Raw genomic sequence first — 18,101 nt, 5'->3', positions numbered from 1 at the left:
CACCCGTCCGCCGCTCGTCGGCAAAGTAGCAAGCTACTCCCCGTTACCGCTCGACTTGCATGTGTTAAGCCTGCCGCCAGCGTTCAATCTGAGCCATGATCAAACTCTTCAATTCAAGTTCAATCGCTCAATGAATTTCTGACTATAATTTTGAAACTCCAAAAAGTTTCATTATGAATTTACTATCAGCACTCATTAAGACTTTAGTTTATTTTTTACGTCCTACTGAAACTCAGTAAGACTTCACCAATGTCTTGCACAAGTGCCCACACAGATTGTCTGATATATTGTTAAAGAACAGTTTTCCACATTTCCATTTTGAAAAGCGGAAAGGATTGATATTCTACCGAATCCTTATTTTTCGTCAAGAAGTTTTTGCAAACTTTTTGCTAAAATTTTCTGACTTAAACCATGTATTCACATTGTCGTTGTCAGTGGGTGCGCATTATAGGGGGCTTATATTTTTTCGCAAGATCTTTTTTCCGAAAAAGGGATCTTTTTTAAAAAAAGTAACCCACATGGTAACTAATTAAGCAAGTTGTTTATTTTATTCGCTATTTTAGCGCTTTTTATATACCAGCATTTAGTCAAGATATTTTAGTTCACTGAAGCCGTAACGTTGCATCATATTATTAAATCCAAAAATATTTCCGATGGCTGCGGTTGCAAAAATAAGATTTTGCTGATTATGGTTCATTTCTGCCGTTGTAGGATAGGCTTTTTCTTCCAGCAAAAATTTGACCCGCTTCGCAACTGCTTTCCCCGAATCAACAAAATATTTTACATGTGGTAAACAAAGTTTCAGTTCATTTTCTAGTAGGGGGAAATGTGTACAGCCCCAAATCACAGTATCCAACTGTTTCAGTTCAATCCATGGTTTGATGATATTACGCAATTTGCCCAAATCCACCGAATCACCGCGCAATTTGTTTTCAGCCAACTCTACCAATTCGGTAGTGCCTATTTTTTCCACTTGGCAATCTGTGGCATAAGCCTTGATCAACGCTTCGGTATAGGCGCGTTTCACCGTACCTTTGGTTGCCAACAGCCCGATATGTTTAGTTTGTGAAATTTTTGCTGCCGGTTTTATTGCCGGTACGGTGCCGACAATGCTGATATGTGATGGCAAATGCTGGCGTAATGTCGGCAGCACTACAGTACTTGCGGTATTGCAAGCTATCACCACCAAATCTATCGGGTATTGTTCAACCAATTTGCGACAAATTAACAAAGTGCGGTCAATAATCTGCTGTTCGGTTTTTTCTGAGTACGGAAAAAACGCATTATCCAAACAATAAAAATAGTGGTTATTCGGCAGTAATTGCTTGATTTCATGGTAAACCGTCAGTCCGCCGACACCTGAATCAAATACTAAAATAGTGGGTAATTTTGTTGCTTTATTCATGTAAATAACCAAAATCCTTTAAAAACAGCTCTGTCACCAACAATCCCAATGGTGGCTGAATGATATTGGTTTCACCACCGGTTTGGGCGTAAAACAAAGAGCGCCTGGCGGATAAATTTTTGCTTTTGCTCCATTGTAATCCGCTACGCCCGAGCTGTTGCTCGAACAGAAATTCACCTAACGGCTTTGCTCCCAATTGCATTAATTGCGGAAATTGGCGACAAAGCTGCTGTGGAATCACTGTGCGGGCGAACACCCAACGCTGCCGATCACCGTGCAAAAACACTTCACGAATTAAATATGATTGATCTGCCGGCAAAACCGCACTTTCATTTGTTGCTAAATCTTGCTGCCAATTTTGAGATAACAATTCGACCTCAAATTGCTGACACTTTGCTTTCAGTTTTGCCGTCAGCGAATCCGAACACAACAGCCACTCCTGCTCGGCGGTCGTCAATGGTGCGATTAATGCTTCATCTTGCCAGACCGCACTTTGGATGAAAGTGCGGTATTGTTGCACCACATCAAGCATTGCCATACATCGTCCGTTGATCTAACCAGCGCTTAATCAAGCCATCGACGCAGCTCGGATAGTCTTCAATAATTTTACGTGCATTATGTTGCACCAGCGGAATCAGTTTACGATCACGCATTAGGCTGGCAATTTTAAATTCGGCAATTCCGGTCTGTTTCGTGCCTAGCACTTCGCCCGGTCCACGAATCTGCAAATCTTTTTCGGCAATCACAAATCCGTCCTGACTGTCGCGCAACACTTGCAAGCGCTGACGCGAAACCTTGCCGAGCGGCGGTTTATACATCAGCACACAGTAAGAATCGATACTGCCGCGCCCGACCCGACCACGCAATTGGTGCAGTTGCGACAATCCTAAACGTTCGGCATTTTCAATAATCATTAAGCTGGCATTGGGGACATCAACCCCGACTTCAATTACCGTGGTTGCTACCAACAAATTTAGCTCTCCGTCCTTAAACAGCTGCATAATCTGTTGTTTTTCTTGCGGTTTCATTCGCCCATGCACCAATCCGATGGCTAAGTGCGGTAACGCCCGCTGTAGATCCTGCATGATCGCTTCCGCTGCCTGTGCTTCCAACACTTCGGATTCCTCAATCAGGGTACACACCCAATATGCCTGACGGTTTTCATTATGACATGCCTGATCGATACGCTGCACAATTTCATCACGCCGTTCTTCCGATACCACAATCGTTTGGATTGGGGTCCGTCCCGGCGGCAATTCATCAATAATCGAAGTATCCAAATCTGCATAAACCGTCATCGCCAAGGTTCTGGGAATTGGCGTTGCGGTCATAATTAATTGGTGTGGATAGTAACCGTTTTTCAACCCTTTTTCACGCAACATTAGCCGTTGATGCACACCAAACCGGTGTTGTTCGTCGATAATCACCAGAGCCAGGTCGTGAAACTCAACTTCCTCTTGAAATAATGCATGAGTGCCGACAATCATTTTTACGTGACCGCACTTGATCCGCTCCAGCTCAGTTTGCCGCGCTTTGCCTTTGACTTTGCCCGCCAGCCAGCCGACCTCAATTCGCAAAGGTTCAAACCAACTGCGGAAATTTTGCGCATGCTGTTCTGCCAGAATTTCGGTCGGCGCCATCAAAGCCACCTGTTTCTGATTGCCGATTGCCACCAGCGCCGCCAGTGCAGCAACCAGCGTTTTGCCGGATCCAACATCGCCCTGCACCAAGCGCATCATCGGTTCATGTTGCCTTAAATCTTGCTCAATTTCGGCACTCACCCGTTGTTGTGCTGCGGTAGGACTAAATGGCAGCTGCGCTAAAAAATCTTGCAACAAAGCCGCTTTTTGATGCAGGCTGAGCGCCGTTAAACGACGGGTTTCGATGCGGCTTTTTTGTATCGCCAGATTATGCGCCAGCAGCTCTTCATAAATAAGCCGTAATTGTGCCGGATGGTTGCCCTGTTGCAGTTGCTCGGAAGAGATTGTCGGCGGTGGTCGATGCAGAAAAATCAATGCCTCTTTCAGGCTGATTTTATGCGGATTGTATGGCAATGGTAATAATTCGTTGACCGGCGTGCTCTGCAATAATTTTAACGCCTGGTCGGTTAAATTGCGAAGTGCGGTCTGACGCAGCCCTTCGGTAGTCGGGTAAATCGGGGTCAGATTTTCTTCCAACTGCAACGGCTGATCATTACGAATAATTTGATATTGCGGATGATGCATTTCCGCCATAAAACGCCCGCGTTTAATTTCGCCAAAAGCTTTGACCCGAACGCCATTTTGCAGGCTGTTTTTCATACCAGCATTAAAATTAAAAAAGCGTAACCCGATTTTACTGCTGCCGTCCGATAGGGTAACAGTTAAAATCGGACGTTTACCGAAAGTCACCTCACAGCTCTGCACCACGCCTTCGATGGTGGAGTAGCTGTCAGGGCGAATATCGATTAGCGGAGTAATCCGAGTGCGGTCTTCATAACGGCTAGGTAGATGAAACAACAGATCTTGTACATTATTGATATTGATCTTCGCCAATTTGGCGGCAACCACTGCTCCGACACCGGCAAGTGCGGTAAGCGGAATAGCGTCCAGCAGTTGCTCTTTCATATTATGCAGCCTTATTCGTTGATATTGCGAACGATCTCAATCACACCGGAAACCGAACTGAGTTTTTTGATGATACTGTTAAGCTGCGTAAGATTGTGGGTTGCAATCAGTAGTGTGACAAAATAGACGCGCCCCTCACGCTCTTCTGTGACAATACTTTTGATATTACTGCCAGTGGTGGCGATTGCCGACGTCAAATTGGCCAGAATGCCTTGTTTATTCACCACTTCAATCCGCAATTCCGCATCAAATTCCGCCGTATTTTCACTTTTTTCCCACTCGACCGAGGTAAAATGTTCCGGTTGATTTTGGCTCTCACGCACGATATTGGAGCAGGACGCATGGTGTACTACCAAACCTTTGCCGGGACTGACAAAAGCAATAATTGGATCACCCGGCACCGGATGACAACATTTGGCGCAACTGGTCAGCAGACCTTCCGCCCCTTTAATCACCAAGTTATTTGAATCACGTTGATTATTCGGAATGCCGTCGGTATCAATCGCAATCTTTTCGCCGAGTAGCGCATGCGCAATTACCGCACTCATATGATTACCCAGACCAATTTCTGCTAACAAATCATCAAACGTATCCAACTTCATTTCCGCCAGCATGCGTTGCAGTCGCAGCTGATCGATATCATCTAATTTATATGGCGAAAGCGAATGAATTAACTGGCGCTTACCGAGCACTACCGACTCGTCACGGCGCAGGCTTTTCAAAGTCTGACGGATTTTAGAACGCGCCTTGGCTGTAACCACAAAATTCAACCAACCCGCACTTGGACGCGCGGATGGTGCTGTGATCACTTCCACCGTTTGCCCGCTTTCCAGCGGTTGCGACAATGGATAGGGCACGCGATCAACTCGGGCGCCAATGCAGGTTTGACCGATATCAGAATGTACCGCATAAGCAAAATCAATCGCAGTTGCTCCGGTCGGTAACTCGACGATTCGCCCTTTCGGCGTAAACACATAAATTTCGTCCGGGAACATATCCGATTTTACGCTTTCGATAAACTCCAACGAATTACCGGAACTTTGCTGCAATTCAATCAAACTTTGCAGCCAACGTTGGGCGCGAATTTGTGCGGTGGTATTTTTAACTTCGCTGCCTTGTTTATATGCCCAGTGTGCCGCCACCCCCATTTCCGCCATCTGATCCATATCTTCGGTTCGGATCTGCACTTCAACCGGCACGCCGTGTGGCCCGATCATCGAAGTGTGCAACGATTGGTAACCGTTGGCTTTCGGAATCGCAATATAATCTTTCACGCGTCCCGGGCGCGGTTTATACAAACCGTGCATCTGCCCAAGCACACGGTAGCAGGTGTCCACGTCATGCACTATTGATCGAAAGGCATAAATATCCATAATCGAGTGAAAACGCTGCTCTTTTAAGCGCATTTTCTGGTAAATCGAATACAGATGTTTCTCACGCCCGAACACCCGTGCCTGAATACCGACATCGTCCAAGCGTCCTTTAATTTCGTCAGCGATTCGTTGAATCATCTCTTTGCGGTTGCCACGTGCAGCTTGGATCACTTTTTGCAGCACTTGATAACGATTGGGATGCAATGCCTCAAAGCCAAGATCTTCCAATTCGTTTTTAATGTGTTCGATCCCCAAGCGATGTGCCAGCGGGCTGTAGATTTCTAAGGTCTCTTTGGCAATACGTCGCCGCTTGTCGGGACGCAATGATCCCAACGTTCGCATATTGTGAGTGCGGTCGGCGAGTTTGATCAATACCACCCGAATATCTTTAGTCATCGCCAAAATCATTTTGCGGAAATTTTCGGTTTCGGCTTCTTTACGGGTTCTGAATTTCAGTTTATCCAGCTTCGAAACGCCTTCGACAATCTCCGCCACACTACGCCCAAACGATTGAGTTAGTTGCTCTTCAGTGTAAGGCGTATCTTCGATCACATCATGCAGCAACGCCGCCATCACCGCTTCGTGATCCAATTTCATCTCGGCGATAATCGACGCCACCGCCACAGGGTGGGTAATATACGGCTCGCCGCTGGAGCGAGTCACGCCCTCATGGGCATCACGAGCAACAACATATGCCTGCTTGACCAACTCAATCTGTTCCGGCGGCAAATAGCCTTCAATGATGCGATTTAAGCTTTCGAATAGATACAAATGACACCTGCCCGTTAATTAAGGATTAACAAACTGCAATAAACTCTCTTAAAGTGCGGTTGGCGTGGAATCCGACAGTAGCGAAACCGCATGGATTTCAGCTGTTTCTTGTTCCAATTGTTCAAAACGATCTTGTTTGTCCATAATCTCATTATTGATCAAGCCTTTTTCGATTTCTCTCAAGGCAATCACGGTCGGCTTGTCATTTTCAGGCTCAACCAACGGCTCACGCACATTAGACTGTAATTGTCTTGCACGACGGGAAGCCGTCAAAATCAAATCAAAACGGTTACCGATTTTTTCTACTGCATCTTGCACTGTCACTCGTGCCATAATTATTTCTCCACTGATCGAACGCCCTGAATAGTTGCCTGGCGAATTTATTGTTAAAAACGTTATATGATACTAAAGCTGCTATGATTTCGCCAGTAATTGCTGAATTAATAATTGGTGATTTTGCTGCTGCGCTTTCAGGCTGACCTTTTCCGCCAGCAAAATTGCCTTGATCTCTTCGACGGAATCCTCAAAATTATCATTAATAATCAAATAATCATACTCGTGATAATGCTCCATCTCACTAATCGCTTTCGCCATCCGCTCGGCAATCACCGCAGCAGAGTCCTGCCCGCGTCCGACCAAGCGACGTTCCAGCTCTTGCAAAGACGGTGGCAAAATAAAAATACTTTTACAGTCCGGCATTTTTGACCGCACTTGCTGTGCGCCTTGCCAGTCAATGTCTAAAAATACATCAATGCCCTGTGCTAAATTTTGCTCGATCATCGGAATCGATGTGCCGTAGTAGTTGCCGAACACATTGGCGTATTCCAAAAACAGCCCTTGTGTAATCAAGTTTTCAAATTCATCCACACCACTAAAATAATAATGTGTGCCGTGCTGCTCACCGGGGCGTGGTTGGCGGGTGGTATGCGACACCGAAACCCGTGCTTTGCCGGGAGGGAGCTGTTGCAACAACGCTGAAATCAGCGACGACTTTCCCGCGCCACTTGGCGCCGACACGATATAGAGATGACCTTTTTGCATAAATTTCCTTAAAACAAAATCATATCGGAATTATGCCGTGAAATAAGAAAAAAAGCAGTAGAAAAATAACTGGCAAAACAAAAGTGCGGTCTGCCGAACCGCACTTGCTGTGAAAATAGTCAGTGGTGCAATCTTATGATGACGGGGGTTGAATACTGCGGTAATTCAACCACACCATCAAACCGACGATCACCACCCCGATTAAATCGGTGATAGGCTCCGGTACGATCAACATTAAAGATCCCACTGCCAGAATTATCCGCTGCCAGCTTACGATCGGATTTTTGAAATAGCCTTCGACTGCGGCCGATAACCCCAGAACCCCAATGATTCCCGTTGCGACTACACTGACAATCACCCAAATATCCGGCAACGGGAAAGTGCGGGCAGTTACAGCAACATCGGTGACATCAATCATCAGCATATTCGGGTTATACACGAACATAAACGGCACAATAAATCCCGCCAATGCCAAACGCAACGACTGCCAGCCGGTTTTCATCGGATCACCGCCAGCAATCCCGGCACCGGCAAAGGCCGCCAGTGCAACCGGTGGGGTGATATTGGCGAAAATACCAAAATAGAACACAAACATGTGCGCCACCAACACCGGCACATCAAACACTGCCAATGCTGGCGCCGCCATGGTAGCGGTGATGATATAGGCCGGAATCGACGGCAAACCCATGCCCAGTACCATCGATGCCAGCATGGTTAAAATCAGGGTCAGCAATAACGATCCGGCTCCTAAGGTCACAATCGAGGAGGTCATCACCGTGCCGAAGCTGGTCAGATTGACCACACCGATCACAATACCGACCACCGCACAAGCTGCCATCACCGGCAGCGCCTGTTTGGCACCGTCTTCCAGTGCCGCCCAAATATCTTTCAGCCCCATTCGGGTCTCTTGGCGTAACTGGCTGACTAATACGGTAATGCCGATAGTATAGGTCGCTGCATAGCCGATGGGTACCGATTGAATCAGGAAATAGACCAAGGCAAAAATCGGCAGCAACATATGCCCGCGTGCTTTCATCACGGCTTTCAGGCGTGGTAATTGATCTTTGGAAAGTCCTTTCAAATTGCGTTTTCCGGCACGAAAATGCACTTGCGCTATCACCCCGATATAATACAGCAATGCCGGAAATAGGGCCGCTAACGCAATCGTACCGTAACTAACCCCCGTGGTTTCCGCCATAATAAACGCACTCGCCCCCATAATCGGCGGTAAGATTTGTCCGCCGACCGAAGCACTGGCTTCCACCGCCCCGGCAAAGTTTTTGTGATAGCCAATCTTTTTCATCAATGGAATCGTAAACGCCCCGGTGCTGACCACATTCGCCACCGCAGCGCCGTTGATACTGCCCATAAAACCACTGGAAATCACCGCTACTTTTGCCGGTCCACCCTGCTTATCACCGGCAATCGCCAACGCTAAATCGTTAAACAACTGCCCCATACCCGACTTGCCCAAAAACGCCCCGAACAGGATAAACAGGAAAATAAAGGTCACCGAAGCACCGGTAGCCGAAGAGTAAAGCCCCTCCGTTTTCAAATACAATTGCCCGAAAATATCACCGATATCATACGGTCGGGTGAGTAATCTGTCCGGCATAAAACCCATTGAGCTGATGAACGGGTAAAGCAGAAAAATCAACGCAAAAATCACCAGCACCCAACCGGTGATCCGTCGTGCGGCTTCCAGCACTACAATCACGGTCAAAATAGCAAAAATAATATCTTCAGTATTCGGAATACCACCACGCACCGTCATAATTGCTTGATATTGATAAATTAAATATCCTGCTCCGGCTAGTGCCGCAACAAGCCACAGCCATTCATACCACGCCACTTGATCACGACGGCTGTTTTTGCCTGCCGGATAAATCAAAAAAATCAGCGCACATCCGACCGCCACGTGAATTGCACGCTGTAGCAGGGTCGGCATCGGATAAAAGGTGATATACAGATGAAATAAAGAATAAAAAACCGCCAACAGGCTGATAAATTGCTTATTCCAACCGCACTTTAACTGTCGGGTCACCGACTCGCGATCATATTTTTCTAAAATCTGCTGCTCTTTGCTACCTAATGTAGCCGCATTTTGGCTAACTTGCCCAGTCATAACACGACGTCCCCCATAAAAAATCAATAAATGCTATCCGAGAAGGTTCTATCCGAACCACAGTGTAATCCGGAACTAACTGATACAACGGAATATCCTGCCGTTGTGTACTCAGGCTGCCCTGCATATTGTTAGAGACCACCCAATTAATTTCATGCAAATAAATATGCTGTCGATAGCCCACATAGTCATGTGTTGTCGGCAGCAGTTCCCCTTGTGACGGCGTGCCGGCACCAAAGGTTTGGAATAGGGTTTGATCAAGTAAAATTCCCTCACCATCACGCCGATAATGCTCACGCCACCACTGATGCTCCACCGAGTGACGCCAACGCAATTCAAAATCCGGACTGTCCAAATAACATTGCCGCTCAACAGCACTTACCCAAAACACTTTTTTTAGCGGCAAAAAACAGGCAAGTGCGGTCAAGATCAATAACAGAATCTTTGCGCCTTTGCCTGTGATTACGGTCTGCATTAGTGTCTATTTGGCATTCACTTCATCATAGTATTTCTTTGCGCCCGGATGCAGTGGTGCAACCAATCCTTGTTGCGCACTTTGCAAATTGATGTCTTTGGCTGCCTGATGTGCGGTTTGCAATTGCGGCAGGCTCTCAAAAAACGTTTTGGTTAATTTATATACATCCTCTTCGCTCAAATCAGAACGTACCGCCAACGCATTTTTAATCGCTGCGGTTGCAATCGGATCGGTATTGCCATAAGTCCCTGCGGGGATCTCCATTGCATTAAAATACGGTTTTGTTTTGATTACTTCTGCCAAACCATCCGCCGGAATGCTGACAATTTGCAGATCAAAACCTTGTTGCAATTCCATCAAGGAAGAGTTTGGCAGGCCGCTGGTCAAGAATGCCGCATCAATCTTACCGGATTTCAATGCATCCGCCGCTTCGGCATAACCCAGATAATCCACGGTGATATCATTGTAACTAATGCCAAATCCTTCCAACAAATTCCGTGCATTGACCTCCACCCCGGAATTCTGTGCCCCGGTTGCCACACGTTTGCCTTTCAGATCGCTGATGGTTTCAATTCCTGTACGTTTTGAAGTTACAATCTGCACATAGTTCGGGTAAAGTGCGGCAATTTGACTAACATTATCAATTTTATTCGGAAAATTGCCGACACCGTTCACCGCATCACTGAGCACATCGCTCATCAAAAATGCCATTTCCACTTTTTTCTGATTCAGCAAGTTGATGTTCTCAACTGAAGCACCCGTGGTTTGTGTTTTGGAGTTGGTGTTTAAGTCTTTGCTATAAACTTCCGCCAACGTGGTGGCAATAATATTGTAAGGACCTGATGCCCCACCGGTTGCAATCGTGATAAATTTACTCTGCACCCCCGTTGTCTCGGCTGTCGATGGTGCTTGTTTCTCACCACAGGCACTCAACAATAATCCCAATGCTGCCGTTGCGACAAGCATAAATGATGCTTTCATTTTTTTCATAATTTTCCCCTTATCGATAAGATAAAATTTACCCAAAAATAACCGTAAAACCGCTCTTAACCATTCAATATTTTACACCACAACACGAAATGAAGCCGACTTGACAATAACCATTAAGGCTATTGCCTGTCAATCTGTTCGTGACAAGAATTTTATAAAATTCACATTTTTATTACATTTCTAATAAAAAAGCAGTGAATAAAATCCTGTTTTTCTTTAATCATTATCCGGGCTGTTATATGCTATAACCTTATGTTTTATCGGTTATAGAAGGATATGTATGCAATCATTTATCGGAAAATTTTTGAAGCTGGAGTCTGCCGGTGGGATCACACTCTTGGCCACATCAGCATTGGCATTGATTTTTGCCAACAGTTTTTTATCCCCTTATTATTTCGAATTGTTGAATACCCCAGTTGTCGTGCAATTTGGTGAACAAGGCATTGCCAAGCCGTTTTTATTGTGGGTCAACGACGGGCTAATGGCCGTTTTCTTCGTTTTAGTTGGCTTGGAGGTGAAGCGTGAAATTGTTTTAGGTTCGCTTTCTTCCTATCAACAAGCAATTTTACCGGTCTTAGCCGCACTGGGCGGCATGGTTGTCCCGGCGTTAGTGTTTACTTTTTTCAATTTTAATGATCCGGTTGCGATGGAAGGTTGGGCTATTCCAATGGCGACCGATATCGCCTTTGCACTGGGAATTATGGCACTACTAGGCAAACGGGTTCCGCTACCCCTTAAAATATTCTTGCTGGCATTAGCCATTATTGACGACTTAGGGGCGATTATCGTGATCGCATTGTTCTTCGCCCATGGTTTGAGCACCGAAGCGATGCTCGGCGCCGGGCTCTCAGTGATTATTTTAATCATCATGAACAGAATGCGAATCAGTGCGCTGTGCGCCTATCTGTTTGTGGGTATGGTGTTGTGGATTTGCGTACTGAAATCAGGGGTACATGCTACGCTTGCCGGAGTCATTCTCGGTTTCACCATTCCGATTACCGCCAAAGACGGCAGCAGCCCGCTAGAGAGTCTGGAACATGCCCTAAACCCCTGGTCGGCATTTTTTATCCTACCGATTTTTGCCTTCGCTAATGCCGGCGTACCGCTAGGCGGGGTAAATTTGGAAACGCTCGCGGGCGCCTTGCCATTAGGTATCATGCTTGGTTTACTGATCGGCAAGCCGTTGGGCGTGTTTAGTTTCTGCTTTATCGCTATCAAACTGAAAATTGCCAAACTGCCATTATTAGTGAATTTGAAACATATTTTTGCCGTCTCGGTGCTGTGCGGAATCGGCTTTACCATGTCGATGTTCTTATCAGGGCTGGCATTTGAAGAGGCCGGCGAGAGTATCAATACGCTATCACGCATCGGTATTTTGCTAGGCTCAACCATCTCCGCCGTTTTGGGACTGGTTTTGCTGCGTGCCAGCACCAATACCTCAAGTGCGGTTACCCAGAAAAATCTTTAACAGCAATCTAAAAGTAAGGGCGGATTAACTATCCACCCTTTAGACTGCTGACAAAGGTTAAAATACACGATTAATGTTGTAACAGTAGGGGGCGATTATATATCGCCCCGAACCGCACTTTGCATTTTTCCTTTATTGATTAAGCGCTTATACCGCCCTTCTTTGTCTTATTAAATTTCTTTATTCATCAGTATATTACTAAGCATAAACCGGAAAACGTTTACAGATTGCAATCGCTTTTTGTTTAATACCCTCGATAACGGCTTCGTCTTCAATGTTATCCAGCACATCGCACATCCAACCGGCAAGTTCTTTGGCTTCTGCTTCTTTGAAACCACGACGGGTGATGGCAGGCGTACCGACACGGATACCTGACGTGACAAACGGGCTTTTCGGATCATTTGGCACTGCATTTTTGTTGACGGTAATATTGGCACGTCCTAACGCTGCGTCAGCCGCTTTTCCGGTCAAGCCTTTATTCACCAAATCTACCAAGAACAGGTGGTTTTCCGTGCCATTAGATACGATGTTGAAACCACGTTGTTTGAACACCTCCACCATCGCTTGCGCATTTTTCACCACTTGCTGCTGGAAGATTTTGAATTCCGGCTCCATCGCTTCTTTAAAACACACCGCTTTTGCCGCAATCACGTGTACCAATGGGCCGCCTTGACCTGCCGGGAATACCGCACTATTCAGTTTTTTGTACAGCTCTTCATCGCCACCTTTCACCAAAATCAAACCACCACGTGGGCCGGCTAAGGTTTTATGTGTTGTGGTCGTCACAACGTGGGCGTGTTCCATCGGGCTAGGATAGACTCCGGCGGCAATCAAACCGGCAACGTGCGCCATATCCACAAACAGATAAGCCCCGACTTCATCTGCGATTTCACGCATTTTTTTCCAGTCAACCACTTGTGAATACGCCGAAAAACCACCAACGATCATTTTAGGTTTCACCGCCAACGCTTGCGCACGCAACGCATCGTAATCGATAAAACCTTCATCGGTGATACCGTATTGTTCTGCATGATAAATTTTGCCGGAGAAACTGACCGTTGCGCCATGGGTCAAGTGACCACCGTGCGCCAAACTCATCCCTAAAATGGTATCGCCCGGATTTAACAACGCCATATACACTGCGGCATTGGCTTGTGACCCAGAGTGCGGTTGCACGTTAGCATAATCTGCGCCAAACAGCGCTTTGGCACGGTCAATAGCCAGTTGTTCGATAATATCTACGTATTCACAACCACCGTAATAACGCTTGCCCGGATAGCCTTCGGCATATTTATTGGTCAATTGCGAACCTTGCGCTTCCATCACTCGCGGGCTGGCATAGTTTTCTGAAGCGATCAGTTCGATATGCTCATCTTGACGACGATCTTCGTCTTGGATGGCTTGCCATAATACCGGATCATAATCAGCGATATTCATGTCACGTCTTAACATTGTTCTATTCCTCATTTTAGGTGGTCATTTTGGATAGTTGATAACTTACTGCCTAAGTCTAAGACTTTTTAGTATTTCGATACAGCCTTTTTTACAAAAATTGCCGTCGTTAATTTCATAGCCAAGATTAAATTTTTTCATTTTCGCCGTTCAAAAGCGCAATTATTTTCCTTGTTCCCGTGCCACGGCACGATAGCCGATATCACGGCGGTAGAAGCGCCCTGCCCATTGCACTTGTTCCGCCAGTTGCAGCGCTTGTTGCTGTGCAGCGGCAACCGTGTCTCCCAGTGCAGTGACGCACAACACCCGTCCGCCGTTGCTGACCAATTGATCACCTTTTTGCTCAACGCCTGCCAAGAACACTTTTTGTGCGGCAAGTGCGGTTTGCCCTATTCTACTAGATGGAATTCCGCTGATCACATCGCCTTTGCGATAATCGCCCGGATAGCCTTCTGCCGCCAACACGATGCCTAATGCCGCTTGTACGCACCATTCAGACCGCACTTGATCCAACTTACCGTCGCATGCTGCCAAGCACAGTTCGACCAAATCCGATTGCAAACGCATCATAATCGGCTGCGTTTCCGGATCACCAAAGCGGCAGTTGAATTCAATCACTTTCGGTTGTCCGTTCGGCATAATCATCAGACCGGCGTACAAGAAACCGGTGTAAATATTGCCTTCTGCCGCCATACCGTTCACCGTCGGGTAGATCACCTCTTGCATAATCCGTTGGTGAATCTCCGGGGTGACCACCGGCGCCGGCGAATATGCGCCCATGCCGCCGGTGTTTAAACCGCTATCCTTTTCGCCAACCCGTTTGTGATCCTGACTGGTTGCCATCGGTTCAACGTTCTTGCCGTCCACCATCACAATAAAGCTGGCCTCTTCGCCGTCTAAAAACTCTTCAATCACAATCCGATGTCCGGCATTACCAAAGGCATTGCTGGCCAGCATATCCTGAACCGCACTTTCAGCCTCTTCTAAGGTCATTGCCACAATCACGCCTTTGCCTGCCGCCAGCCCATCGGCTTTGATCACAATCGGTGCGCCTTTTTGTTGCAGGTAGGCCAGCGCAGGCTCCACTTCAGTAAAGTTTTGGTATTCTGCGGTCGGAATATTATGCCGTGCGAGAAAATCTTTGGTAAAGGCTTTCGAGCCTTCCAGTTGCGCCGCCGCTTGGGTCGGGCCGAAAATTTTCAATCCGGCGGCACGGAATGCGTCCACCACCCCGATCACTAACGGCGCTTCCGGTCCGACAATCGTCAAACCGATTTCGTTTTTCTGGGCAAATTCGACCAAACCGGCAATATCGGTGACCGCAATCGCGACATTTTCCACCTTAGGCTCAAGTGCGGTGCCCGCATTGCCCGGTGCCACAAAAATTTTCTGCGCCAATGGCGATTGTGATACTTTCCAAGCTAAAGCGTGTTCACGACCGCCATTGCCGATAATTAAAATATTCATTTGAGATCCTTACGCTAAATGGGAAAAACAAAAGTGCGGTCGCCACCGTTGGCTGACCGCACTTTGCAGATTAATGACGGAAATGGCGCATGTTGGTCAGCACCATCGCCATGCCGTGTTCATCGGCAGCGTCGATCACTTCTTGATCGCGCATTGAACCACCGGGATGGATCACACAACTGACCCCTGCCGCAGCTGCCGCATCGATACCATCACGGAACGGAAAGAAAGCGTCGGATGCCATCACCGTGCCTTTGACTTCCAAGCCTTCGTCGGCGGCTTTGATACCGGCGATTTTGGCGGAATAGACCCGGCTCATTTGTCCGGCGCCGATCCCGATCGTTTGGTTATTTTTGGCATAGACAATCGCATTGGATTTAACATATTTCGCCACTTTCCAGCAGAACAACAAATCCCTCAACTCGGCTTCGGTCGGTTGGCGTTTGCTCACCACTTGTAAGTCATTTAATCCCACCATGCCCAAGTCTTTGTCTTGCACCAACAAACCGCCGTTGACCCGTTTAAAGTCCAAGTGCGCTTGCCGCTCGCCCCACTCGCCACAGGCTAAAACACGTACATTCTTTTTGCTTTTCAAAATAGCCTGGGCGTCTCCTGCAACCGACGGTGCGATAATCACTTCGACGAATTGACGATCAATAATAGCTTTAGCCGTTTTTGAATCCAAAGTGCGGTTAAAGGCAATTATGCCGCCAAAGGCGGAGGTCGGATCGGTTTGATAGGCGCGGTCGTAGGCTTGCAGAATATCAGTACCCAAGGCTACACCACACGGATTGGCGTGTTTAACAATCACACACGCCGGTTCAGCGAACTCTTTGACACATTCCAATGCCGCATCGGTGTCGGCAATGTTGTTATACGACAATGCCTTGCCCTGCAACTGTTCTGCAGTGGCAACACTAGCTTCATGCAATTGATTTTCGACATAAAACGCTGCATTTTGATGGCTGTTTTCGCCGTAACGCATGGTTTGTTTACGGGTAAAATTCAGGTTCAATGTGCGTGGGAATTGTCCGCTCGACTGGTTTAATTCCTCTTTTTCTGCACCTTGGTAAGGCTGTACTAACTGACCAAAATAGTTGGCAATCATGCAGTCATATTGCGCAGTATGTTCAAAAGCTTTAATTGCCAGATTAAAACGGGTCTGTGGCGTAAGCGCATTCTGGTTTTCGTCCATCTCTTGCAACACACGCTCATAATCACTGCTATCGACCACAATGGTCACATCTTTATAATTTTTTGCTGCCGAACGCACCATCGCCGGACCACCAATGTCGATATTCTCAACGGCCTCTTCCAAGGTGCAATCGGCACTGGCAACAGTTTGTGCAAACGGATAAAGATTGACCACCACAATATCAATCGTCTGAATACCGTGAATCGTCATCACCGCATCATCAATCCCACGCCGCCCCAAAATACCACCGTGAATTTTCGGGTGCAGGGTTTTCACCCGCCCACTCATCATTTCCGGAAATTGAGTATAGCTCGACACTTCGCTGACTGTCAGCCCTGCATCGCTCAACAATTTGGCGGTTCCGCCAGTGGAAAGCAGCTTAACGCCGCGCTCGACAAGACCTCGAGCAAATTCTACAACGCCAGTTTTGTCAGAGACACTCAACAAGGCTTGGCGAATAGGACGATTAGATTGCATGGTAATTTCCTTTACAGATTAAGATGAAAGTGAGTGAAATTCGAGCACTAATTATAGCCTAATTTACATTTTTTCTGTAGCGGAAAAGTACACTGCAAAGATCATAGGGATAAATTTGGAAGGTTGTTTAGGTGCAAAATAAAATTACTTAACTTGCGCTTAGCCCAAGCCCTAACATCCCCAGCAATAATGGTGAAGTGAACAACCCGATAATGGTAAGAATCCATGCTAAAACACTAACACCAATTCCTGCAATATTTTTATTTTTTACTGCTGTAACTGTTGCAAAGATAGCCACAATTGCGGCTAAAGGTATAAAAATCACACCCAAGAATAAAATTCCCAGAACCGCTAACACACAGGCAATAATGCCTGCAACCATACCTGAATTTGTTTTTTCAATCATATATAACTCCTTAAATCACTTTTGCACCTAAAACAGGTTCAACTATATATTAAACCTAAAATAGGTGCAATGAAAAAATTTAGATCATCAATCCATTCCGAACAGCAGCTATGGCTAAGACAACGCTTTATTGAACAACGTAAAGCGTTAGGTCTATCGCAACGTGCGTTATCAGAACGTTTAGGCGTGATTTATTCATTGATTGGAAAAATTGAAACCGGTGACCGCCGTCTAGATATTTTGGAATTTATTGATTATTGCCAAGCTTTAGAACTAGATCCTGTCGAGTTGCTGCAGCAATTATCACAATAATCTTTATCCAAAATTAAACCGCACTTTGTACGAAATCCAACAGCTGGGGATCGGCGATTCGACGGTAGTCTTCAGTGTTGAGAATAATCGAGCTTTCCAGCGTGCCGGCGTTAAATGCCAGCTCGCTATAACGCTCAAACAAGCTGCGGTCGGCAACCAGTTTTAATTCCGGGTGAAAGCTGAAGGGGGGAATCGCACCAAAGACACAATCGGTCAGTTCGCTAACTTCTTTCGGGCTGGCAAGTGCCGCACGCGAACCACCAAGTGCGGTTGCCAAGCGAGATAAATCCGCCTGCTTATCCGCCGGTAAAATGGCTAAAACCCACTGCTTTGTACCTTGCCCTTTCACCACACACAATAACGCTTTTGCGCCTTGTCCTAATTCAGTACCACGCACCTTGGCGACCTCTCCCGACTTGCCACAGGCTGGGTGCTCAACCACGCGATAACGTGCTTGTTGTTGATCCAGAAGTGCAGTCAGTTGTTGAAAAGTGGCTAATGACATATTCTCTCTCCATCGTTGCAATTCAGTTGCTGA

16 protein-coding genes and 1 rRNA gene are annotated in these 18,101 nt (G+C 46.7%); 2 read left to right on the top strand and 15 right to left on the bottom strand.

Annotated elements, in window-relative coordinates:
• The 10 genes from FHQ30_RS01890 to FHQ30_RS01845 form a co-directional block, all read right to left on the bottom strand.
• A 16S ribosomal RNA gene (locus tag FHQ30_RS01890) occupies window positions 1-115 on the bottom strand; the annotation flags it as partial.
• A gap of 468 nt (window positions 116-583) precedes the next feature.
• A complete protein-coding gene (gene murI, locus FHQ30_RS01885) occupies window positions 584-1,405 on the bottom strand; it encodes a glutamate racemase (RefSeq protein WP_139611632.1) in 822 nt (273 codons plus the stop codon).
• Window positions 1,398-1,943, bottom strand: a complete 546-nt coding sequence (locus FHQ30_RS01880) for a chorismate--pyruvate lyase family protein (RefSeq protein ID WP_139611631.1) — start codon at window positions 1,941-1,943, stop codon at window positions 1,398-1,400. Before FHQ30_RS01880 ends, murI begins: the two co-directional genes overlap by 8 nt.
• Window positions 1,930-4,011, bottom strand: coding sequence for an ATP-dependent DNA helicase RecG (recG, locus tag FHQ30_RS01875; protein ID WP_139611630.1), 2,082 nt, complete (start codon window positions 4,009-4,011; stop codon window positions 1,930-1,932). Before recG ends, FHQ30_RS01880 begins: the two co-directional genes overlap by 14 nt.
• An 11-nt stretch (window positions 4,012-4,022) precedes the next feature.
• Window positions 4,023-6,155 carry a bifunctional GTP diphosphokinase/guanosine-3',5'-bis pyrophosphate 3'-pyrophosphohydrolase gene (gene spoT, locus FHQ30_RS01870; RefSeq protein ID WP_139611629.1) on the bottom strand — a complete coding sequence of 711 codons (2,133 nt, stop codon included), beginning with the start codon at window positions 6,153-6,155 and terminating at the stop codon, window positions 4,023-4,025.
• Window positions 6,156-6,203: 48 nt separating this feature from the next.
• Window positions 6,204-6,488, bottom strand: coding sequence for a DNA-directed RNA polymerase subunit omega (gene rpoZ, locus FHQ30_RS01865; protein ID WP_132967809.1), 285 nt, complete (start codon window positions 6,486-6,488; stop codon window positions 6,204-6,206).
• Between the two features lie 81 nt (window positions 6,489-6,569).
• Window positions 6,570-7,196, bottom strand: coding sequence for a guanylate kinase (gmk, locus tag FHQ30_RS01860; protein WP_139611627.1), 627 nt, complete (start codon window positions 7,194-7,196; stop codon window positions 6,570-6,572).
• A gap of 133 nt (window positions 7,197-7,329) precedes the next feature.
• Complete coding sequence (locus FHQ30_RS01855) at window positions 7,330-9,321, bottom strand: TRAP transporter permease (RefSeq protein ID WP_139611626.1); 1,992 nt, start codon at window positions 9,319-9,321, stop codon at window positions 7,330-7,332.
• Window positions 9,305-9,796 (bottom strand): DUF1850 domain-containing protein, encoded by a 492-nt coding sequence (locus FHQ30_RS01850; protein ID WP_139611624.1) that lies wholly within the window; start codon window positions 9,794-9,796, stop codon window positions 9,305-9,307. The genes FHQ30_RS01855 and FHQ30_RS01850 overlap by 17 nt, the downstream gene beginning before the upstream one ends.
• A 6-nt stretch (window positions 9,797-9,802) precedes the next feature.
• Complete coding sequence (locus FHQ30_RS01845) at window positions 9,803-10,786, bottom strand: TAXI family TRAP transporter solute-binding subunit (protein ID WP_139611623.1); 984 nt, start codon at window positions 10,784-10,786, stop codon at window positions 9,803-9,805.
• A gap of 280 nt (window positions 10,787-11,066) precedes the next feature.
• On the opposite strand from FHQ30_RS01845, the gene nhaA reads away from it, so the two are divergent.
• A complete protein-coding gene (gene nhaA / locus FHQ30_RS01840) occupies window positions 11,067-12,254 on the top strand; it encodes a Na+/H+ antiporter NhaA (RefSeq protein ID WP_139611621.1) in 1,188 nt (395 codons plus the stop codon).
• Between the two features lie 198 nt (window positions 12,255-12,452).
• On the opposite strand, the gene glyA is transcribed toward nhaA, so the two are convergent.
• The 4 genes from glyA to FHQ30_RS01820 all read right to left on the bottom strand — a co-directional run bounded on the left by glyA (window position 12,453) and on the right by FHQ30_RS01820 (window position 17,251).
• The gene (gene glyA, locus FHQ30_RS01835; protein WP_139609714.1) at window positions 12,453-13,706 is read right to left on the bottom strand and encodes a serine hydroxymethyltransferase; all 1,254 of its coding nucleotides are present in this window, start codon (window positions 13,704-13,706) and stop codon (window positions 12,453-12,455) included.
• 162 nt (window positions 13,707-13,868) lie between these two features.
• On the bottom strand, window positions 13,869-15,173 hold the full coding sequence (purD, locus tag FHQ30_RS01830) for a phosphoribosylamine--glycine ligase (protein WP_139610646.1): 1,305 nt from the start codon (window positions 15,171-15,173) through the stop codon (window positions 13,869-13,871).
• A gap of 70 nt (window positions 15,174-15,243) precedes the next feature.
• Window positions 15,244-16,845 (bottom strand): bifunctional phosphoribosylaminoimidazolecarboxamide formyltransferase/IMP cyclohydrolase, encoded by a 1,602-nt coding sequence (gene purH, locus FHQ30_RS01825; protein WP_139610645.1) that lies wholly within the window; start codon window positions 16,843-16,845, stop codon window positions 15,244-15,246.
• Between the two features lie 148 nt (window positions 16,846-16,993).
• A complete protein-coding gene (locus tag FHQ30_RS01820) occupies window positions 16,994-17,251 on the bottom strand; it encodes a hypothetical protein (RefSeq protein ID WP_139610644.1) in 258 nt (85 codons plus the stop codon).
• Window positions 17,252-17,320: 69 nt separating this feature from the next.
• Between FHQ30_RS01820 and FHQ30_RS01815 the strand changes: the two genes are divergently transcribed.
• Window positions 17,321-17,563, top strand: a complete 243-nt coding sequence (locus FHQ30_RS01815; protein ID WP_139610643.1) for a helix-turn-helix domain-containing protein — start codon at window positions 17,321-17,323, stop codon at window positions 17,561-17,563.
• Window positions 17,564-17,576: 13 nt separating this feature from the next.
• Here the strand turns inward: FHQ30_RS01815 and FHQ30_RS01810 are convergent, their stop codons facing one another.
• Complete coding sequence (locus FHQ30_RS01810; RefSeq protein ID WP_139610642.1) at window positions 17,577-18,068, bottom strand: YbaK/prolyl-tRNA synthetase associated domain-containing protein; 492 nt, start codon at window positions 18,066-18,068, stop codon at window positions 17,577-17,579.
• Window positions 18,069-18,101: the final 33 nt, after the last annotated feature.

It is taken from the genome of Testudinibacter sp. 'clade 2' (assembly GCF_006227735.1).
Classification (GTDB): domain Bacteria; phylum Pseudomonadota; class Gammaproteobacteria; order Enterobacterales; family Pasteurellaceae; genus Chelonobacter.
The sequence above is the reverse complement of the archived record's forward strand: the minus strand, read 5'-3'. Positions and strand labels throughout refer to the sequence as shown.